The 17,508-nt window shown below is 59.0% G+C and carries 27 protein-coding genes; 24 read left to right on the forward strand and 3 right to left on the reverse strand.

The annotated features are described in order from the left end of the window. Nucleotides 1-362: 362 nt before the first annotated feature. The 3 genes from G8E10_RS24850 to G8E10_RS24860 all read right to left on the reverse strand — a co-directional run bounded on the left by G8E10_RS24850 (nucleotide 363) and on the right by G8E10_RS24860 (nucleotide 1,813). A complete protein-coding gene (locus tag G8E10_RS24850; protein ID WP_167131079.1) occupies nucleotides 363-611 on the reverse strand; it encodes a DUF982 domain-containing protein in 249 nt (82 codons plus the stop codon). Next, a complete protein-coding gene (locus G8E10_RS24855) occupies nucleotides 602-1,036 on the reverse strand; it encodes a hypothetical protein (RefSeq protein WP_167131081.1) in 435 nt (144 codons plus the stop codon). Before G8E10_RS24855 ends, G8E10_RS24850 begins: the two co-directional genes overlap by 10 nt. Nucleotides 1,037-1,228: 192 nt before the next feature. Beyond that, a complete protein-coding gene (locus G8E10_RS24860) occupies nucleotides 1,229-1,813 on the reverse strand; it encodes a hypothetical protein (RefSeq protein WP_167131083.1) in 585 nt (194 codons plus the stop codon). A 230-nt stretch (nucleotides 1,814-2,043) separates the two neighbouring features. Between G8E10_RS24860 and G8E10_RS24865 the strand changes: the two genes are divergently transcribed. The 24 genes from G8E10_RS24865 to G8E10_RS24980 all read left to right on the forward strand — a co-directional run. Continuing rightward, nucleotides 2,044-2,988 (forward strand): ArdC family protein, encoded by a 945-nt coding sequence (locus G8E10_RS24865; protein WP_167131085.1) that lies wholly within the window; start codon nucleotides 2,044-2,046, stop codon nucleotides 2,986-2,988. 129 nt (nucleotides 2,989-3,117) lie between these two features. Continuing rightward, the gene (locus tag G8E10_RS24870) at nucleotides 3,118-3,387 is read left to right on the forward strand and encodes a hypothetical protein (RefSeq protein ID WP_167131087.1); all 270 of its coding nucleotides are present in this window, start codon (nucleotides 3,118-3,120) and stop codon (nucleotides 3,385-3,387) included. Nucleotides 3,388-3,428: 41 nt separating this feature from the next. Beyond that, nucleotides 3,429-3,881 (forward strand): hypothetical protein, encoded by a 453-nt coding sequence (locus G8E10_RS24875; RefSeq protein ID WP_167131089.1) that lies wholly within the window; start codon nucleotides 3,429-3,431, stop codon nucleotides 3,879-3,881. A gap of 5 nt (nucleotides 3,882-3,886) precedes the next feature. Beyond that, entirely contained in the window at nucleotides 3,887-4,267 is a 381-nt protein-coding gene (locus tag G8E10_RS24880; RefSeq protein WP_167131091.1) for a hypothetical protein, read from the forward strand. Between the two features lie 4 nt (nucleotides 4,268-4,271). Continuing rightward, on the forward strand, nucleotides 4,272-4,547 hold the full coding sequence (locus G8E10_RS24885; RefSeq protein WP_167131093.1) for a hypothetical protein: 276 nt from the start codon (nucleotides 4,272-4,274) through the stop codon (nucleotides 4,545-4,547). Beyond that, nucleotides 4,544-4,801, forward strand: a complete 258-nt coding sequence (locus G8E10_RS24890; protein ID WP_167131095.1) for a hypothetical protein — start codon at nucleotides 4,544-4,546, stop codon at nucleotides 4,799-4,801. The genes G8E10_RS24885 and G8E10_RS24890 overlap by 4 nt, the downstream gene beginning before the upstream one ends. Further along, nucleotides 4,785-5,084 carry a hypothetical protein gene (locus tag G8E10_RS24895; RefSeq protein WP_167131097.1) on the forward strand — a complete coding sequence of 100 codons (300 nt, stop codon included), beginning with the start codon at nucleotides 4,785-4,787 and terminating at the stop codon, nucleotides 5,082-5,084. The genes G8E10_RS24890 and G8E10_RS24895 overlap by 17 nt, the downstream gene beginning before the upstream one ends. An 11-nt stretch (nucleotides 5,085-5,095) precedes the next feature. Then, nucleotides 5,096-5,632 (forward strand): hypothetical protein, encoded by a 537-nt coding sequence (locus G8E10_RS24900; protein WP_167131099.1) that lies wholly within the window; start codon nucleotides 5,096-5,098, stop codon nucleotides 5,630-5,632. A 319-nt stretch (nucleotides 5,633-5,951) separates the two neighbouring features. After that, on the forward strand, nucleotides 5,952-6,374 hold the full coding sequence (locus G8E10_RS24905) for a hypothetical protein (RefSeq protein ID WP_167131101.1): 423 nt from the start codon (nucleotides 5,952-5,954) through the stop codon (nucleotides 6,372-6,374). A 14-nt stretch (nucleotides 6,375-6,388) separates the two neighbouring features. Further along, on the forward strand, nucleotides 6,389-6,742 hold the full coding sequence (locus tag G8E10_RS24910; RefSeq protein ID WP_167131103.1) for a hypothetical protein: 354 nt from the start codon (nucleotides 6,389-6,391) through the stop codon (nucleotides 6,740-6,742). Between the two features lie 242 nt (nucleotides 6,743-6,984). Then, entirely contained in the window at nucleotides 6,985-7,764 is a 780-nt protein-coding gene (locus G8E10_RS24915) for a hypothetical protein (protein WP_167131105.1), read from the forward strand. A gap of 54 nt (nucleotides 7,765-7,818) precedes the next feature. Then, nucleotides 7,819-8,079 carry a hypothetical protein gene (locus G8E10_RS24920; protein ID WP_167131107.1) on the forward strand — a complete coding sequence of 87 codons (261 nt, stop codon included), beginning with the start codon at nucleotides 7,819-7,821 and terminating at the stop codon, nucleotides 8,077-8,079. Between the two features lie 342 nt (nucleotides 8,080-8,421). Then, nucleotides 8,422-8,694, forward strand: coding sequence for a hypothetical protein (locus tag G8E10_RS24925; protein WP_167131109.1), 273 nt, complete (start codon nucleotides 8,422-8,424; stop codon nucleotides 8,692-8,694). A 143-nt stretch (nucleotides 8,695-8,837) separates the two neighbouring features. Beyond that, nucleotides 8,838-9,395, forward strand: a complete 558-nt coding sequence (locus tag G8E10_RS24930) for a hypothetical protein (RefSeq protein ID WP_167131111.1) — start codon at nucleotides 8,838-8,840, stop codon at nucleotides 9,393-9,395. A 102-nt stretch (nucleotides 9,396-9,497) separates the two neighbouring features. Next, nucleotides 9,498-9,959 (forward strand): hypothetical protein, encoded by a 462-nt coding sequence (locus tag G8E10_RS24935; RefSeq protein WP_167131113.1) that lies wholly within the window; start codon nucleotides 9,498-9,500, stop codon nucleotides 9,957-9,959. Beyond that, complete coding sequence (locus G8E10_RS24940; RefSeq protein WP_167131115.1) at nucleotides 9,952-10,206, forward strand: hypothetical protein; 255 nt, start codon at nucleotides 9,952-9,954, stop codon at nucleotides 10,204-10,206. Before G8E10_RS24935 ends, G8E10_RS24940 begins: the two co-directional genes overlap by 8 nt. 226 nt (nucleotides 10,207-10,432) lie before the next feature. After that, on the forward strand, nucleotides 10,433-11,200 hold the full coding sequence (locus G8E10_RS24945; RefSeq protein WP_167131117.1) for a hypothetical protein: 768 nt from the start codon (nucleotides 10,433-10,435) through the stop codon (nucleotides 11,198-11,200). Between the two features lie 315 nt (nucleotides 11,201-11,515). After that, on the forward strand, nucleotides 11,516-11,950 hold the full coding sequence (locus G8E10_RS24950; protein WP_167131119.1) for a hypothetical protein: 435 nt from the start codon (nucleotides 11,516-11,518) through the stop codon (nucleotides 11,948-11,950). 124 nt (nucleotides 11,951-12,074) lie between these two features. Next, a complete protein-coding gene (locus G8E10_RS24955; protein WP_167131121.1) occupies nucleotides 12,075-12,638 on the forward strand; it encodes a hypothetical protein in 564 nt (187 codons plus the stop codon). 257 nt (nucleotides 12,639-12,895) lie between these two features. Beyond that, nucleotides 12,896-13,198 (forward strand): hypothetical protein, encoded by a 303-nt coding sequence (locus tag G8E10_RS24960; RefSeq protein ID WP_167131123.1) that lies wholly within the window; start codon nucleotides 12,896-12,898, stop codon nucleotides 13,196-13,198. 84 nt (nucleotides 13,199-13,282) lie between these two features. Continuing rightward, nucleotides 13,283-13,528 (forward strand): hypothetical protein, encoded by a 246-nt coding sequence (locus G8E10_RS24965; RefSeq protein ID WP_167131124.1) that lies wholly within the window; start codon nucleotides 13,283-13,285, stop codon nucleotides 13,526-13,528. A gap of 101 nt (nucleotides 13,529-13,629) precedes the next feature. Further along, nucleotides 13,630-14,361, forward strand: a complete 732-nt coding sequence (locus tag G8E10_RS24970; RefSeq protein WP_167131126.1) for a hypothetical protein — start codon at nucleotides 13,630-13,632, stop codon at nucleotides 14,359-14,361. A 162-nt stretch (nucleotides 14,362-14,523) separates the two neighbouring features. Beyond that, nucleotides 14,524-15,099 (forward strand): recombinase family protein, encoded by a 576-nt coding sequence (locus tag G8E10_RS24975; RefSeq protein ID WP_167131128.1) that lies wholly within the window; start codon nucleotides 14,524-14,526, stop codon nucleotides 15,097-15,099. A gap of 445 nt (nucleotides 15,100-15,544) precedes the next feature. Then, on the forward strand, nucleotides 15,545-17,508 hold a 1,964-nt coding region (locus G8E10_RS24980; RefSeq protein ID WP_167131130.1), incomplete at its 3' end, for an ATP-dependent DNA helicase.

The following is a 17,508-nucleotide window of genomic DNA, read 5'->3' on the forward strand; positions in this document are numbered from 1 at the left end:
CCACCCGAGGCCGTGATTTCCCTGTCATGAATCTAGCCGACAGATTGCGTTGCCCTCGATGTGGCAACCGCAAGATTTCCGTGCTTCTCGTCACGCCGTCGAACGGATCGCGACGGACTGCAGGGCGTTAGGCCCGTCGTCCTGGAGCGGGCGGCTACGCCTCGACCGCAAGCGGCCGAACTCGCCTGAAAATGCCCGACGACAGGGGCTTTTCGCTCCCGCGACCGCGCCTTAGTGAACCTGGGCGGCTTTAGGTACAAAAGTCGGATATGGGTTTCGGCAATGTCTGACTACCGATAACCTTCATTATTGGAACCTAGAAAACGAACGATCGAGGGGCTAGAAGCCCGCCCATGCGGCCCTCAAAAATCGGGGCCGTCGTCGTCGCTCAAGACGGAAAACCCCGCCTCTTGAGCGGCGGCAATGAAAGCCGCCCTCGCGTCTTCGGCCGTATCGTCTTCGCTACCGCGCAAGACCGCCTCACAGACCATCAAGGCCGTAAGGTATGCCTCACCAGCCGAGGCGGGCCATTTCGTCGTCAGGTAAGCCGCAAGCTCGTCAACCGTATTAAGCGGATCGGACCACCCGATTTGCACAGGCTCTATCCGCATGGCGAATAGGAGGCTTTGCGACCGTCTTTCCAGACAGGCCCGCCAGTCGGCGGCAGATCGAGGATTTCGCCGTCCTCGTCACGGAAGGGCGCGACGAAATCGGCGTGATCCTCGCACCGTGTCGCGGCGACGACACCGAGCCGTAGACGGCCCGCCGATCCGCATTCCTCACATACGGCAAGGGATGCCTTGCGCCAGTCTTCAATGAAGTATTCGACAGGCTCGACAGGCCAGCGGCCGACGTAGGAGACGGACAGGACAAGCCCACCCATCTTCTCCTTGCCGCCAGCGATCACCACGCGCCAGTCGTCGGGATAGTCGGCCATTTCACCCGCCGCTTTCTCGATCAGATCGCGCCAGCCCGAGCGGCATTCAAATTCGGCGTTCGGGGCAATGCCCGCCACGTTCTCAAAAGTCAGTCCCATGTTGTCCCTTCACGAAAAAGGTAGGCAAGAATACGGAACGCCCGAGCGGCGAGGGTCGGTCCCGACTTGCGCTTTGCGCCGCTACGCTAAGTCTCCTGCGGCACTCTTTTTCCGCTCTAAAGCGTGACGCGAATTCCCGAAATCCCGCCCCAAAAGGCGGCGCTATGCTGATTTCTCCGATATGCTCCAATGTTAGCCTTGGCCCTCGCCCGAGGGCGGTTGAGCCAAGGACGGCGGGCTTTCCATTCCCGCCGTGATTTCCGAGAAACGCCGAGGGCCAAAGCCCATGTCAGGCAGATCAACCCCCACGTCACGAGATAGCCCGACAGGGCCAAGATTGCCGTGGCTGTGGCCGTAGAAATGGAACGCGCCGTAGTGGCTGGCGGGCCAGACCCTATGCGCGTAGTGCGACAGCCATAGCCGCTTGCCGCCGTCCTTTGTTTCGAGCGCGTGAGCGGGCGGCACGTCCCAAGGGAGAGCCGCCAGAGACGCTTTCACTTGCCCTTTGTTGTCCACGTCATGATTGCCGAGCAACAACACCTTGCGCCCTTTCAGGGCGTGGAAGACGTGCGCCACATAGTCGGGATCGGCCGACACGGCGAAATCACCGACGATATAGAGCAGATCGGACACGGCCAGCCGTTCGTTGACGGCCTCGATCATCGCCTTGTCCATGTCCTCGACCGACGCGAAAGACCGCGACGGCAGACCCCACGACAGGGCCGCGGCATGTCCGAAATGGAAGTCGGCCGCATACCATTTTGTCGTGAAAGCCATGCTCGAAACTCCGTTCTCTCAATGCACCTGGTCGGATGACCAAGGAAGGTTGCGCTTCGCGAGAAAGTAGAGCGGGGGGGGGCGGTTATGTCCAGTCCAAAATTCGTTGACGCAAAATAATTCGCAAAATCCCATAATTTATCTTGACAAAGGTGGCCATTGGCCACTATTATATAGGTGTTCCCAAGCGAAACGGAACGGAAATTCTAACCGAGAGCGGAGATTAGCAGATGACCAAGGCAATTAAAAACAACACTTTCGTTTCCCCTTATAAGCAGATCACAGACGCGATCCTCGCAGACCTCAAGGCTGGCGTAGCGTCGTGGGCGAGGCCGTGGAAGGTGGACGGCAAGGGCCAGAAGGTAGCTGTTACGAGCGGTTTCCCAATGAACTTTGCGACCCGCAAGCAGTATCGCGGCGCGAACATTTGGCTTCTTCTTGGAGCAGCACAGGCAAACGGTTTTACCCGCAACGCATGGGCCACGTTCAAGCAGATCGCCGCCATGGGTGGCACGGTTAAGAAGGGGAGCAAGGCCGAGCGCGTGTTTTTCATGAGCAAGATCGAGAAGACCCCGACAGGTGCCGAGGGCGAGAAGATCAACGAAAACGGCATGGCCGAGTTTTGGGTTCTCAAGGGCTATTCCGTTTTCAACCTCGACCAGTGCGAGAACATCGAGATCAAGGCGGAAGAACTGGCTATCGCGTCGAACCTTCCCGAGGACACGGCCGAACTCGTGGACGCTATCGCCCTCGACCTTCGCCATGGTGGCGACCAAGCTTTTTACTCCCCAAAGGGCGACTTTATCGCAATGCCGAAGCCCGAAGCTTTCGTTTCCCTCGACCACTACAAGGCGACCTTGTTTCACGAAATCGGCCACTGGACAGGCGCAGACAGCCGCTTGAAGCGCGAGTTTGGAAAGCGTTTCGGAGACAAGGCATATGCCGCCGAGGAATTGGTTGCCGAGTTGAGCGCCGCTTTCCTCGCCATGGAATACGGTATCGAGGCGAAGCTACAGCACGCCGAATATATCGGCCATTGGATCAAGCTTCTTGAGAACCACGAACAGGCGTTTTTCCGCGCCGCTTCCGAGGCTCAAAAGGTTCTCGACTTCATCCGCGAAAGGGCAGGGAGCGCAACCAGCGCCGAAGCCGAAGACATGAGGGAGGCGGCTTAGGCCGCTTCCTAACCCCGATTTCCAGCCGCGCCGCAAGCGGCGGGAGGGTTCCGATTTCCCACCTCACCAGCCCGCCGCCCGCTCTACTCTCTAAACCCTGAAATCGTATCGCATACAGGACACGCCGACATGACCAAGCCGACACTTTGCCGCCGCCAGATCGCAGACCAGATTTCCGACCTTCGCCAGATGCGGGGAGCCTTGAACGACCTGATTTCCGCCGCTTGCGGGCTTATGTCCCAAGCACAGGCCGCGCAGGTTCCCGACCTTGTGCGCCTGGAATTGTTGGCCGCGCTTTCCCATGCCGAGAACGCCGACCAGATCGCGCAGGGGCTTATGCGCCAGCTTTACGACACGCCGACCCCGAGGGCCGCGAACGCGAACGAGGCGGCGGCTTAGGCCGTCGCAATCCCCCTTATAGAGGACAGGAGACTTCCCCGATGACCTTTTTTGAAGCCCGCGCCGCCGATGTCGCACAGCTTGAAGCCGAACAGGCTTTTGCCCTTGCAGACGGACGCGCCGATTTCGCCGCTATCTATGCGGAGGCAATCGAGACGACGGCCCGCCAGCTTATGACCTACTCGCCAGAGGCGGGCGAGGCTCACTTTCTCAATGCGGACGGCTGGACGGCCGCGACGATGGCCTTTGCCAAGGTTGCCGAGTTGCGGATTCAGGAGGCCGTAGAACAGGAGATCGTGGACACGTTCGAGCGTGGCGAGATCACCAAGCCGAACATTTTCGTTGGCATCCTTGAAGAACTGCAGGAGGACGGCGAGGGAGCCTTTATCAACGTTCGCGGTTTTAAGATCACCGCCGAGGGCGACCGCCTAATCATGACAGCCGAGGACGGCGAACGCCGTTCCTTTCCTACCGACAACCTCGACACGGAATAGCCCAGATGACCCGCCGCCTTGCCCTTGCCGTCCTTGCGTCGCTTCTCCCTTCACTGGCTATCGCCAGCGAGACAGAGCGGAGCTTTGACGGCCGATTTACGACGAATTGCCCGAGTGCCGCGCACCAGTGCAGCTTGCGGATTTACGAGCGTGGCGACCTTGGAAAGACGGTTGCCGTCTTCTTGGTGCAGACCCGCGATGTTGCCGCCGACGTGGTTTGTGGACTGACGGTTCCAGTGTCGGCGCAGGGCGACGTTTTGATTTCCGATGATAAGACTTTTGTCGTCGGAATCGGACGGACGAGCGACGGCCTTTATGTTTCGGGCGTACCGTTCGCGGCATGTAAGACCGTCCTAAACGGCCACTACATGACCATTGGAGACTAAGCCCATGGCTTTGCGCCTACTCGAATTGTCGTGGACCGAGGCCGAGGGTATTTTTACCCTTGCCGTCAGTTCTACGGTTCCTTTGTTGCAGTTCGAGCGCGGCGAGATCGCGGACTTGATCGAGCGGCACGGCTTCAAGCCGTTGTCGGCCGACCGCTGGACGGCTCCCGCAGACGATCCAAAGGCACCCCTGAAAATGTGGGGGGCTTTGAGCGCGACAGGCTACAGCCTGACAATGGACATGCGGACCTTGCCGCCGAGCCTTGAGGGCGTGGCATGAAGACAATCGTTATCGAATGGCACTTTGACGGCCAGACCGCCTTTGCTCACTTCCCCGAGCCGTTCCCCATGGACCCGCAGGAATGGGAGGCGTTCGCGTCCGTCTTTGACGAACTCGGGTTTACCCCCGACCAGTCGGGCGGGGATCGCCGCACCGCTCCATCATCCGCCGCTACCCGCGAACGCCTCACGGCTGGCTTGAAAGCCCTTGGCTATGCCGTCGAAGAAAGGACCGCCAATGTTGAACACCGTTGAAATTTCGTGGATCGAAGACGGCGGCGAATATACGCTTGTCGTCGGCTGGCATGAGGACATGCAGGAGTTCGAGCGCGAGGAAGTCGAGCGTATTCTCCATGTCCACGGCTTTGTTTCGCAGGGCAACGACCGCTGGACAGCCCCCGAAGACCCGACCGCCCCCTTGGAGGCTTGGGAGGAAATCGGCCGCTACGGTTACGCCGTTCAGATGGATTTGGAGACTTTGCCGCCAGCGATCGAGGCCAAGGTTTTGGCCGACCTCGAACGCCTACCCCTGATTTGAGGGGTTGCTAAATGCCGTTTGTCACAATTTGTCGAACAGGTGCAGACCTTCCCGTTTCCAAACTAGAGACGGCCAGCTTTGCCCGCGCCGACATTATCGCCGCTATCGCACGGTTCGAGGGCGATCAGCCGTTGAAGCCTTATAAAGGCTGGCGGGGCTACGTCGTCCACGAATACGGCGGGGCATATCTTGGCATCATGTCCACCCTAGAGCGCGACGGCGACGACGCGACAGGTCCGCAAGAGCTTTATATTGAATGCGTCTTGCCAGAGGGCGCGGCTTTCGGGTTCAGGACCGTATTCCAGAACATACCCGCCAGCCAGCGCGACCAGATCAGGCGAGAGATCGCCGCGCACGGTTTCCGCTACGATAGCGACCTTGACGCTTTCGTGCGGGCCGACGTGAGCGCGGCCGAGGGTATCGAGTTTCTTTATTGCCTTGGCGACTACGGCATGAAGATCACCCTTGGCGGCTTGCTTCCCGAGTGGGCCGAAACCATGCCACCGCGACCCAAGAGCAGGGGCGGGAAGGGCGACGTTCCTTATTGAGCTTGACCGCCTTTCGGCCGACAAGCAGACTTGAATCGTCATGTCCGACTGCAGGACATGACCGCCTGTATCCACCCCCCTTAAACCCATGTCCCTTTTGATCGAGGGCATGGGTTTTTGCTTGTCCGTTTTCTCTGACGCTCGCGGCGCGAGAGAGTAGAGCGGCGGGCGGGGCGTTAGGATCGAGCCAAATAAGTTGACGAATTATTCAATCTTTTCCGTAACTTATCGTTCCATCGGCTATTGACAAGGTGGCCGTTGGACACCCATTATATAAGCAGTTCCGAGCCAATCGGACGCTTAGAAAAGGGGGAATACCATGGAACTAGAGGTTATTTGGCACCATCAGGGCCACCAGATTTCGTTTGATGTCGTCTATCAGGGCAAGCGTTGGGCCGACCACAACGCGACCGCCGAGGGGCTGAAATTCGCGGCCGACGTAAACGCCACAGCGCGGCGTTTCGGAGGCTTTTGCCGCATCAAGGCCAGCCAGCGTTTCACGACGACGCGCCCGCTACAGGGCGACGAACAGGCCCGCCTTATCGACGCTTTCCAGCGTGAGGGCTATACCGTCAAAGAGAACGCCCGAAACCCGCACAAGCCCGCCGAGGCATCCGCCGACTGGACGGCCGAGAAGAAGCCGCAGGAGACACGGAAGCCAGACCGCCGACCAATGCCGACCCCGAGCGGATCGCGCCAGAGGATCGCCGTTAAGGCTCCCGCGCTGGCCTATGGAATGTGAGAGAGGGCGAACCGATGACCAAAGACAAGAAGCACCAGTTCGACCGCCAGGACTACGGCCCCGAGGCCCGCAAAATCCTTGAGGGCTTAGAGCCAGCGAAGAAGCGGCCCGAGGTCTTTATAACTGGCGACGACATACCGAGGAAGCCAACCACCATTGACGACCTACCAGAGCCAGACCGCCAACAGGCCCGCGACTTCCTAGACGACGTGCGACGGACTGGACAGCGGCCCAAGACGGCTAAGGAAATCGCAATCGAGACCGCCGCCCGCGATTTCCACGAACCCCGACCCATGCCGACCCCGAGCGGATCGAGGCCGACCAGATCGGCCGATGACCCGCCGACCAGCCCCAAGCCAAAACGTTGACACTGACTAACCCCGCCAACAAAGCGGGGTTTTTCTTTGCCTACAGAAAGCAAACAGAACCATTCCGGCAATAAAAAAACTTTGTTACCAAATCTAGCGTGTGCGTTGCTTTCCATTTTTGTCAATTTTTTAGTGCTGGACGCCGTTTATATTGAATGAGACTATATAGTTACTGGATCGCAAGGGCGATCCAGCCGCCCAAGCGAAACGGCGGAAACCAGAGCAGAACAAGGAATTACACCATGGAAAACGCAATCAACAACACCGCCAAGATCGACCTCGTAGCCCTCGCCGCCGAGGTAATCGCCAAGCTGACGGCCGTTCATGACGGCCTAGCCGACCTTGAAAAGGTCTCCCTCGAAATCGCGGAAGCGACTGACACCGCCTATCACAACCATGAGCGGGGAACAGATCGCCCCTTCTGCATGGTTAGCGGCGATTTCTGGCTTGCAAAGGCCATCCTTGACGGTGTGCAGGGTGTTCGCGAAAAGATCGTTCATCCTCGTTTTAGGTCTTCAGGCGCGATTGAAGCAATCACACAAAAGATCGCGGATCGCGAAGAGCAGTATGCCCGCGCAGAAGAGGACCGTATTCGCGAAGCCGAAATGGCCGCACGTCAGGCCGTGGCAATGGCCCGCGAAGCAAACGCCGAAGCCGCCGAAAAGGCCGAGCGCATCGTTTCCGACTTCCTCAAGATCAGTGGCACAACGAAAATGGTTGGCAAGGGTAGGTTCAAGCGCGGGGTTGCTACCGTCGTCTTCCTTTTCAACGGAAACGTCTACGAGGTGGAAAGCGATTTCGACAAAGCCACCCTCGAATTTTCGGGCGTAGACCACAGGAACGGCCGACAGGGCTACCTAGTCATTGATCGCCGCGAGTTGAAAGCGGTTCCCCTTTTCAAGCCCGAGATGACCGCCGAGGAAATCGGCAAGACGGCCCACGCGCTCGATTGCATCCGCGCCGCACTCCGCGAAGTGGCAGGACCAGTTGCCGCCCCCGCCGTCGAAGAAGTCGCCGCCTAAGCCAACAGGGGAAGGGCGCAACCCTTCCCCACCTTTCCCGCAGGAGACACCCCCATGACCACCGCTATAATCGGCGTTCGCTGGACAGACACAAACCGAGTTGTCGGCACCTTCCCCCTGACCGCCCCGAACCTTTGCGAAGCTTGCAAGCTGGCAGTGCGCCACTATTCGGAAATCTACATCGAGCGCGACGGCGTGAAGATCAGGACGCTAACGAGGCCCGAGCGCGGAGCCTTGATCGACTTGAGCCGCCGTCGCGAAATGGCCTATGCGATCCGCGACGAGATCGAACCCGAGACGGCCAATAGTCATTGACCTGGTGTTAGCCTGGTGCATCGAACCCCGCCCCCACAGCGGGGTTTTTCGTTGCTCGCGTTTTTTGACCGCATCGGCCGATAGCGCGCGTTTTTTGACGGTAGCACACGTTTTTTGACGGCGGATCGGCCGACGATCGAGGCCCGCCAAGCCCTTTATAGAGGAAAAATTCGTTACCAAATGGCGCCAGTCCGGACGCTCTTATTTCCACTCTTGCAGTGTCAATTTTTTAGTTATTGCGGCCAATCGGAACGGCCAGCATACTATAATTACTAAGTCGGCAGAACGACTTAGCCGCCCAAGCGAAACGGCGGACACCAGAGCAGAAAAAGGAATTGCACCATGAACAAAGCCCGCAGAAACACCCTCTCCAAGGTTCAGACCCGCCTTGAAGAACTGGCCGCACTCGCCAGCGAAATCCGCGAACTGATCGAAGCCGCCCGCGACGAAGAACAGGAATATCGGGACAACATGCCCGAGAGCTTCGCAGACGGCGAGAAGGGCGAAGCCGCCGACAACGCGATTGCCGCGATGGAAGAAGCCATGTCGGTTCTCGAAACCATCGAGGGCGAAGCCACCGAGGCCAGCGAACACCTCGACACCGCCGCCGCCTAAGCGGCCAAGGGAAGGGCCACCGAGCGCCCTTCCCGCCCGAGGCTTCATAGCATCGGCCGACAGGTGAACGGCCGATATTGGGGAGCCTCCCCGCCCCGCCCGAGCGAAACGGCGGAAACCAGAGAGAGCAGGAGTTAGCCAGCATGTCCACCACACACGAAACCATCGCCCTTATCGACGGCAGAACCAAGGCAAACGGCCTTGCTTACACCGCCCGCGTCATCCGCGAGGGCAGGCCCGCAGGGGATCGCTTTATGCAATATTTCGACAACGGCCAAGTTCTCGCAGACGTAATCAGGGCGGGCCTTTACCGCATTGCGAAGGAAGACGAACAGGTCGCGGAAAACATCTTCAAGTACCTTTGCGACGAGGATGTTTTGGCTTCTGTTGTTGCCGTTGAAAAGGCCGAGAAGACGGCCGAGGGAATGACCCAGAAACCGAGAATGGAAGTTCTCGACCTCATGGCTCAATGGGCGGCGGACTCTTGGGATTACGACCTTGAAGACACCGAGGGTTTCGAGTTCCACCGCAACGAATTGCGAGAATACCGAATCCGCCTTGAGCAGGAGCGCGAGGCAGAGGAAGCCGCCCGAATACTGGCTTTCGCAAAATCCATCGGTTGCGCGAACAACCTCCCCCTTGCCCGCAAGCTGGACAGCTTCGAAAAGCGTTTGAACGCTGGATTTTCCACCCGCCGTTGATGCCTCATTCTATCGGCCGTGACCCCACGGCCGATATTGGGAAGCATCCCACCGCCGATTGCGAACGGCGACCACCCACCGAGAGCCACAGGAATTAGACCAATGCCGACGAAGACCAAGACACCGCTTAACCCCGCCTTTCACCCGCCGACCATGCCACCCGAGGGCATTCCAGTGAAGAACACATGGAAAGTCGGCGTGTATCTCAAGGAAGTCCACGGCAAGGCCGTCAGATGGACGGCCAAGGCCGAGGACATAACCGCCGCCGCCAAGAGGGCCGAGGACCAGCTTAGAAGAAAGCCGATGGACCCCGCCCACTACGTCGGAGCCGTCGCGGAGTTCGTCACTGCAGGGCCGACCGCGCCGACCTACACCCAAGCCGTCGCAGGGACGAGGGCGACCCTAATTCGCGGGCCGAATGGCTGGCGGCTCATCAAGGCGCAGACCGTGAATAGGTTCGCCCGCGACCGTTCGAATGTCGAACTATTGCTTACTTTCGAGCAGATGGAAGCCATGGCCGCGACGACCCTTTATAGGGCAACAGGAGAACGGGCCGATGCTTGAGGATCACACAGCGCGGGCTTGCCGCTTGCTTCCGATGATAGCCGACGAGTTGGCCGACTTCATCCCCAAGATCGTCCTTCACACGACGAGGGACACCGACGACAAAGCTTTCGTCGGCCTAGTCCTAACCGCCCTCGCGACCCGCTCCCTTCTGTCCTACGAATGGCAGGAGCAAGGCAGGGCCGAGGCCGTCAAGCGCGGTTTTATCTACCATGCAGGCCGTCACTACTACGTCTCGCCAGCCTGAAATTCAGCGATCGACGAGGACGATCAGCCCGCCGCCGGCGGGCTTTTTGTTGACCAGAGATTAGAGGCCGGGCGGCATGGAAAATTCGTTACCGTCGTCAGCGTTGGAGCAAGGATTTCCCGCAAGTCTTTGACGGCCTTTGATTTTCAGGCAATCGGCGTTTTGTGCCTTGCGTCCTTTGATAGCAGAATCGGATTGCAACCTATGGAGAGGGGAAAAACCGATGATGCAGAACAAGCCGAAAATGACAGATGCCGTCCGCTATTTCGACGCGCCACAGCTAGACCGTGACCTTGAGGCCAGACTACAGGCCGAGTTCGAGGCCAAGAGGACGGCCAGCCGTTTCCTCGCAGAAGGTCCGAACGGCAACCGTCCGACACTGGCAGACATTCCGACCGTCGCGCCGATCCGTGTTCCAGTTTCCGAGGTTTCCGATATTACCTCGCAGATACTTCGCAAGAATGCCGACGCTTGCGGCACGGCCATAGCGCAAGGATTGAGGCCCTATAATTTCGAGGTAAGGAAGGGCGATCCGACCGTTTCAACGCCGTTCGAGAAGGCCCCGCACCTGAAGGAAACCGAGGCTTGCCGTATCAAGATCGTCAACCCCGACGGCTCCCATGGCCTTATCGTCGTGAAGGTTACGAACTTCAATAAGGGCCATGCCGTCGTGACACCTAGCGGCTTGCGCTACGACGGAGTGAAACCCGAATTGATGACGAAGAACGAGCGGCCCGCTTGTCGTGTTCTCGGTTTCCACGCCGACGAGAACGGCAAAATCCTGTCCGTCGATCCAGCGTTGACCAATAAGGGCGTTGCCTGGACGACTGGTAGCGTCAAGGAGATCGTGGACAAGGTGGCGCGATCCGCCATCAACGCTCAGAAGCAACAGGCCGTGACGGCAAAGAAGGATAGCCGACCCATGCCGACCCCGAGCGGACGTTTCAGCACCCAGCCCGCCGACCGCAAGCCGTCGTCAGGGATGAAGTTCTAAGCCCGCCCCGCTCTACTCTCTGAATCCAGATCGTCGGCCGCATGGCCTCCCGCCAATGGCCGACCGATAGAGAACCCCGCCCCCACAGCGGGGTTTTTCTTTGTCTTCCCGCCGACGATCGAGGCCGCGGAACTGCAAAAATTCGTTGACCTATCGAGAGCCAGGGCGGGCCATTCCTTCCGGTCTTGTCGTGTCAATTTTCTAGTTGTTGCGGCCGATCAGAACGGCCCGCATCCTATAATTACTAAGTCGATGGCGACTTAGCGGGAGCCGCGAAACACTCCCGACCCACCGAGAGAGCAGGAGTTAACCAGCATGGCCCGAGCCAAGAAATCCACGAAGACGACCGCCGCGAAAACCACTATCCAGAAGACGGCCGACCGTCTCAGGGGCGCGGTTCATGACCACCTCGACATATCCGCTCACATCAAGCCCGAGGCCCGAACCGCAACCAAGGCCAAGACGGTAGGTTGCGATATTGAGATTTCGGCCGAGAAGGCCCGCCGACTGGCTACCGCCGTGAGCCTTTACAAGACTGCAGAGAGCGGGAGCCGAGCAACCAAGTATCACCCGCAGATGAGGGTAACGCCTAGCCCCGAGGCCGTCAGGATCGCCAAGGCAATCAAGGCCGCGATGCCCGCCCACTACGTCGCGGAATCTACCTTGGATGTCGTCGCCATCTCCCGCCGCCAGACCAGCGACGAACCCCGCATGATGCAACATTCGGTAATGCCCTACGTCGGCAGATGATCCGCCGTTGATGCCGCATTCTATCCCGCCGTCATCGAGCGGCGGGATATTGGGCGGCACCCCATAGACCCAGCCACCCCCGCCCAGCGAAGCGGCGGAAACCAGAGAGCACGAGAATTAGCACATGGACGACCACTATAATAACCGAGGTTCGCACGAACCAGATTTGGCGGCGCTGGCCGCAGAGATCGCCAATAACAGGGCAGTCATGACGGCCCTTGCCAGCCTTGAGTTCGACCCCGAGCGGATCGAGGCCGACACGCCTATTATCGTAGACGAGGCGGGCATGACGGACTTTGATTTCGAGGACGACCGAGACGGCTTCCCCGCCGACGAATGGAAGGTGTCACCCTTCACCGACGAACTGGAAAAAGCCCGCCAGATGATCGGCCCTCTATGCCGACAGATGGAAGGGATCGAAGATCGGCGCGTGAGGATCGCCCGCGACCTCGCAGAAGTCTATGCCGCCCTTCAAGGTGTTATCGCCAGTGTCGAAACGACAGCCGACCAAGTGGCCGATTTCCCCGACGAGACGATGGCGAAGCTTGACGCGCTGGAAAACGTGCGCCGCGCCATATGGCAATTCAAGCGGGCGGTGGATTCCGATGCCTTGAGCGATACCATCGCCCAAGCGTGGCTTGCAGACTTGAGCCTGACGGCCGCCGCGCCCGGGTTTCTTAGAAAATAGAGCGGGGGCGAACCGCCGACCGATGACAGAAGCCCGCCGACCGTGCGGGCTTTTTCTTGTCAACAGAATGTCAGTATAAAACTAAATTAGTTGACTACCGTAGATATTCCCGGCGTGACTACTTCCGTTTTTGAAGTGTCAATTTTTTAGTTGTTGCGGCCCGCAAATATCGGTGTCAATCTATAATTACTAAGTCGGCAGAACGACTTAGCCGCCCAAGCGAAACGGCGAAACCAGAGCCAACAAGGAAAATGCAGATGAACGAGATCACCGAAAAAGCCGCCGCCGCCTACCTCACGTTCCAGGCCCACGCGCCCGAGGGCTACCTAGCCGACGCGATCAGCGAGGCCGTCAGGGGCGAGAGGACCGAAATCGAATTTTGGCTCCAGATGGACGAGGATTCGAGCGACGAGGAAGACGCTTTCGAGTTCGGAGACGTGGACAGCGAAGACATGCGCCACGCCGTCGTCAGGGCCACGGTAGGCAAGACCCTCAAGCGCATTCAGGCCGCTTCCGAGCCGTCCTATGACGCGACTTATGCGGGCTACCTAGCCGCCTAACCCGAGATCGAGCGGGCGGCTTTGCCGCCCCTCACCTTCCCGACGACCCGAACCGACAGATCAACGAGAGCAGGAATTAGCACCATGAACACCGAAATCCAGAAAGCCGCCCGCCAGATCGGACCCGCCTTTGAAGCCTATAAAGCCGCCGTCGAACGGATGAGCGACCTTTGCGACACGCTTTCATGCGCGTTCGAAATGGACACGCCGGAATTTCAGTCGCTGTCCGAGGACTGCCAGAGGTTCGCCCTCGTGATCCGAGGCAACAACCTTCACGACTACGACGACATAGCCGCCAAGGCCATGACCGCCGCGCCGATCGAGGCTTGAACCTGATGCTTCATTCTATCCCGCCGTCATCGAGCGGCGGGATATTGGGAAGCACCCCCGCCAATGCGAACGGCGGAAACCAGAGAGCAGGAGAATTAGCAATGTCCGATATCTACGTAAACAGCCCCGCATGGATGAGGCCCGAGTTGCCCCTACCCCGCCACATCGTCGGTTCGCGGATCGTCGGCGGCAAGAAGGAAGCCGTTACCGAAGTGAGCAACTACATCGCGGAGCGGATCGAGGAATCCGAGTTTCGCCGTCCGACCTTCATTGTGAAGGACGGCCCCGAAGACCTCAACGCCTACGACTACGTTGCAGACGTTTGGGACATGGTGCAGCGGATGGTTCCATGGGCGCGTTGCGTCCAAGGTCCGACCCTCAAGACGCTAGACCGCTTGGGACAGGTCCACAGCCCGAAAAGCTTCATTGCCGACAGCATCGAGCAGATCGAGGGGAGCGGCCTAAGCCACAGGATCACCAACCTTGTGATTTCCACGACACTCAAGAAGCCCGAGGCGATCCGCGCCGTCCTGGCACTCATTTGGCGGGAACTGGAAACCGTGGCGACCCATGGCGACGCTTACGGCCACGAATGGGCCGAGGCCGTGACCGCCAGCCTCAACGAGGTTCAGGCTTACGTCATGCTGGACGGAGAGCAAGCCGCCGCCGACAGGCGCACCGACGCTTTCGTTGTCTTCGCCCTTAACACCTTCAACGGCGGCGACACCGCCGACAGGTCCACCGAGCCAGCACTTTGCTATCGGGTTTTCGCGTCCGTCCTTGACGGCGGGCTAGGCGAACACCTCGCAATGCACCGCAACGGCTTTGAGTGAGCGGGCCAGCGTGGACATAAAGTGTTCTTTGTGTCCACGTTCTCACCCCTTTAAAACGTCGAACTAAAACAAACCCTCTTGTGGACATAAGGTGTGGACATAAGTTGGAGGAACGAACCAGCCCGATTCGTGCTTTCAGAGATCAGAAGGAGGGGCGCACAGATGACCCTTTACGGATATGCCCGAGTTAGCACGAAGGGCCAAAATCTCGTCAGCCAGATAGACGCGCTCACCAAGGCGGGCGTTGCCAAGACGAACCTGTATCAAGAGAAGATCAGCGGAGCCGAGCGCACTAGGCAATCCCTTCAATCGCTACTCGACACCACGAAGGACGGCGACACCATTGTTGTTGCCCGCCTCGACAGGCTAGGCCGAAGCCTTGCCGACCTCATCAAGATCATTGAGGACTTGAGAGCGCGAGGCATTCATTTCGTGTCGCTGGCAGAGCAGATCGACACGCGAACGGCTATTGGAGAGTTGTTTTTCCACATATCGGGAGCATTCGCGCAATACGAGCGGAGCCTTATAAAGGAGCGCGTAAAGGCGGGGATGCAAGCCCGTATGGCCGAGGGCGTGAAGATGGGGCCGAAAGAGAAGATGACCCCCGAACAGGCCGTCCTTGCCAGAAAATTAATCGAATCAGGGACGCACGTTAAAGAGGTTGCGGCCGGATTTAACGTTCATCCGAAAACGATTTACCGAAGCATAGACCGCCTCGCGCCTCAAAATTCGCTTTGATAACAAACGCTTGGAAAATTTAGGGATTTTTCTTTTCGTCGGCTATTGCGCGACTCATGTCCCACGCGCAAACTAAAAGGGCTTCCTGATTCCTTTGGCGAGGAAAGAGGAAGCCCTTCAAAAGCGATTGCGAAGGCCCGAGCAAACCGAAACGATGTTTTTGCGAAACTTTCGGTAGGCCCAAGTTTTGAGAGCATTAGGGACAGGGAATTAGCTAACCTGCCTCGAAGCCCTCGCATGTCTTGAATATAGCGTTTCCCATGTGTGAGAGCAAGAGGGAGCCGCGATAGGACCGCTATTTTTTTAGCGATCCACAAGCGTAACATGGGTTTGCCGTCCGCTTCAGAACGGACGATAGATGAACACGAATAGCGCCCCGATTGCGCCCGCACTCCCCCCGCGTATGCCCCGAATGGAGGCAACGACAAGTCTACATAAAGCCGTCTTGACGTTCGGCCAGGTAGCGACCGATTTCCTCGCGACGGATCGCGAAGGACAGCCGCCAGTCAGGGTTATCAAGGCCGAGGCTGGACTAGGAAAATCAACCGCAGTGCTTGCCGAGATCAGGAAGCAGTTGCGCGATAATCCCGCCCTACGCTTCCTTTATATGGTTCCGTCGCTCGACCTAGCCGACGAACTGGCGACCAAGGCACTAGCTGATTTCGGGATTGAGGCGCGAGTGATGCGCGGCCGAAGCCAGAGACAGCCGAACAGCACGGCGACCATGTGCGCCAAGTCGGACATTGCCGAGGCATTGGCCACTCAAAACGTTTCCGTCACCACGACGCTTTGCCGATCCGAGGACGATCAGGGCAACGTTTCCGAATGCCCCTTCTATGCAACTTGCCCCTACATCGCCCAGCTTCAAGCCGCCAAGGCTGGCGGGCTTGTGATCGCCTCGCACCAGTATCTTTCGGTTCGGATGGAAGCCCTCAAGGACGTGGACTGGCTCATCATTGACGAAAGCTTTTGGCAGGTTCTTTGCGCTCAAAAGCTTGTGGACCTTGGACGGTTCACGACCTATCGCGGCGTTGGCGACAGCTTCCGAGGACGGAAAGGCGAGAGCCGCCCCGAGTTCGACCAGCGCACCGCCGCCGCGACCGAGAAGATGATTGATGCCGTCGCCCGCTTTGCCAACGTCGTAGACGATGCCGCCCGCGCCGACCGCCAGCCCACCCTTGCCGACTTCGCGGCCGAGGGTTTCACGGCCGAGGAATGCGACGACCTCGCGACCCTCGAATATAGCCGTATCACCACGCCCGAAATCACGGCGGGCATGGACGAGGACATGCAACGCAGTCTGTTGGAAAAGGCCCACGTTCAGGAGGCATATGGTTTCGTCCGGATTTGGAAAATCCTAGCGGCCGAGTTGAGATCGGGCCGACAGGGCGAGAGCCACGGCCTTGTCATCGAATGGGGAGTTTTGGACCCCAAGACGAACAAGCCCGCGAACTTCATTCACGCGCATTGGTCCCGCGATCCGCGCTTTAAGGAAGTCCCTACCCTTATCATCGACGCAGACGCAGACCCCGAAATCATCGGGCGTTTCTACCCGACCGCCGAGACGGTTCAGATCGCGGCCGAGTGGCAGAACGTCGAAATCGTTCAGGTGACGGACAAGACAGGTTCCGCGCAATCGCTCAAGGGCGAACGCCGCCGCGACGACGTATATAATACCGCGCTGGACATGGCCGACCGCCTCGCGTCCGTCATCGGGAACGATCCAGCCCGCCGCCCTCTACTCGTCTCACAGAAAGCCGTGATCCAAGCTTATAGCGAAGCTGGCGACCTCGACCGTGCGCCGTTCGATACGGCTTGGTTCGGGAATACCCGAGGCAAGGACCAGTGGAAGCAGACGGCGGGGATCGTGGTAGCTGGACGGATCGAGCCAAGCCCGCAAGCCCTTGAGGCAATGGCCCGCTCAATTTGGTTCGGTTCCGAGGAAGCCTTGACCTTTATGGAGCCGAACGCCGAGGGCCGTTTTATGCTTCCGAAATGTCAACACTGGACGACGGCCAAGAGCGGTCAGTCGGCCACCGTCGCCGTGTCGTATCATCCAGACAGGCGGGCGGATCGCGTGTTGCGTCAGGTCCGCGAGGCGGAACTTATGCAAGCCCTCGCCCGAGTGCGGCCGATCCACCGAGGCGCAGACAACCCTTGCCAGATCATCGTTTTGACGAACGTTCCATTGCCGATCGAGGCCGACAGGTTCGCGACGTGGAACGAGGTTGTTCCCGACCGCCACGACCTCATGCGCCTTGCGGGTTTCATTCCCGAGAAGTCGAACGATGCCGCCGACGTATTCCCGAGCCTTTGGACGAGCGCGACCGCCGTTCGGATCGCGGCCAGCCGCCGCGCCGAGCGGGCTTTTCCCGCATTCGCGGGGGGTGTTTCAGGTTCCATATATGA

Origin of the sequence: Ferranicluibacter rubi, from assembly GCF_011603255.1 — a bacterium.
GTDB lineage: Bacteria > Pseudomonadota > Alphaproteobacteria > Rhizobiales > Rhizobiaceae > Ferranicluibacter > Ferranicluibacter rubi.

Excerpts from the sequence above, each read along its gene's own strand:
- G8E10_RS24860 (WP_167131083.1), bottom strand. The coding sequence starts at position 1,813 with ATGGCTTTCACGACAAAATGGTATGCGGCCGACTTCCATTTCGGACAT.
- G8E10_RS24855 (WP_167131081.1), bottom strand. The coding sequence starts at position 1,036 with ATGGGACTGACTTTTGAGAACGTGGCGGGCATTGCCCCGAACGCCGAA.
- G8E10_RS24905 (WP_167131101.1), top strand. The coding sequence starts at position 5,952 with ATGGAACTAGAGGTTATTTGGCACCATCAGGGCCACCAGATTTCGTTT.
- G8E10_RS24960 (WP_167131123.1), top strand. The coding sequence starts at position 12,896 with ATGAACGAGATCACCGAAAAAGCCGCCGCCGCCTACCTCACGTTCCAG.
- G8E10_RS24850 (WP_167131079.1), bottom strand. The coding sequence starts at position 611 with ATGCGGATAGAGCCTGTGCAAATCGGGTGGTCCGATCCGCTTAATACG.
- G8E10_RS24875 (WP_167131089.1), top strand. The coding sequence starts at position 3,429 with ATGACCTTTTTTGAAGCCCGCGCCGCCGATGTCGCACAGCTTGAAGCC.
- G8E10_RS24940 (WP_167131115.1), top strand. The coding sequence starts at position 9,952 with ATGCTTGAGGATCACACAGCGCGGGCTTGCCGCTTGCTTCCGATGATA.
- G8E10_RS24900 (WP_167131099.1), top strand. The coding sequence starts at position 5,096 with ATGCCGTTTGTCACAATTTGTCGAACAGGTGCAGACCTTCCCGTTTCC.
- G8E10_RS24970 (WP_167131126.1), top strand. The coding sequence starts at position 13,630 with ATGTCCGATATCTACGTAAACAGCCCCGCATGGATGAGGCCCGAGTTG.
- G8E10_RS24955 (WP_167131121.1), top strand. The coding sequence starts at position 12,075 with ATGGACGACCACTATAATAACCGAGGTTCGCACGAACCAGATTTGGCG.
- G8E10_RS24885 (WP_167131093.1), top strand. The coding sequence starts at position 4,272 with ATGGCTTTGCGCCTACTCGAATTGTCGTGGACCGAGGCCGAGGGTATT.
- G8E10_RS24965 (WP_167131124.1), top strand. The coding sequence starts at position 13,283 with ATGAACACCGAAATCCAGAAAGCCGCCCGCCAGATCGGACCCGCCTTT.
- G8E10_RS24920 (WP_167131107.1), top strand. The coding sequence starts at position 7,819 with ATGACCACCGCTATAATCGGCGTTCGCTGGACAGACACAAACCGAGTT.
- G8E10_RS24880 (WP_167131091.1), top strand. The coding sequence starts at position 3,887 with ATGACCCGCCGCCTTGCCCTTGCCGTCCTTGCGTCGCTTCTCCCTTCA.
- G8E10_RS24915 (WP_167131105.1), top strand. The coding sequence starts at position 6,985 with ATGGAAAACGCAATCAACAACACCGCCAAGATCGACCTCGTAGCCCTC.
- G8E10_RS24895 (WP_167131097.1), top strand. The coding sequence starts at position 4,785 with ATGTTGAACACCGTTGAAATTTCGTGGATCGAAGACGGCGGCGAATAT.
- G8E10_RS24950 (WP_167131119.1), top strand. The coding sequence starts at position 11,516 with ATGGCCCGAGCCAAGAAATCCACGAAGACGACCGCCGCGAAAACCACT.
- G8E10_RS24935 (WP_167131113.1), top strand. The coding sequence starts at position 9,498 with ATGCCGACGAAGACCAAGACACCGCTTAACCCCGCCTTTCACCCGCCG.
- G8E10_RS24865 (WP_167131085.1), top strand. The coding sequence starts at position 2,044 with ATGACCAAGGCAATTAAAAACAACACTTTCGTTTCCCCTTATAAGCAG.
- G8E10_RS24925 (WP_167131109.1), top strand. The coding sequence starts at position 8,422 with ATGAACAAAGCCCGCAGAAACACCCTCTCCAAGGTTCAGACCCGCCTT.
- G8E10_RS24890 (WP_167131095.1), top strand. The coding sequence starts at position 4,544 with ATGAAGACAATCGTTATCGAATGGCACTTTGACGGCCAGACCGCCTTT.
- G8E10_RS24945 (WP_167131117.1), top strand. The coding sequence starts at position 10,433 with ATGCAGAACAAGCCGAAAATGACAGATGCCGTCCGCTATTTCGACGCG.
- G8E10_RS24930 (WP_167131111.1), top strand. The coding sequence starts at position 8,838 with ATGTCCACCACACACGAAACCATCGCCCTTATCGACGGCAGAACCAAG.
- G8E10_RS24910 (WP_167131103.1), top strand. The coding sequence starts at position 6,389 with ATGACCAAAGACAAGAAGCACCAGTTCGACCGCCAGGACTACGGCCCC.
- G8E10_RS24870 (WP_167131087.1), top strand. The coding sequence starts at position 3,118 with ATGACCAAGCCGACACTTTGCCGCCGCCAGATCGCAGACCAGATTTCC.
- G8E10_RS24975 (WP_167131128.1), top strand. The coding sequence starts at position 14,524 with ATGACCCTTTACGGATATGCCCGAGTTAGCACGAAGGGCCAAAATCTC.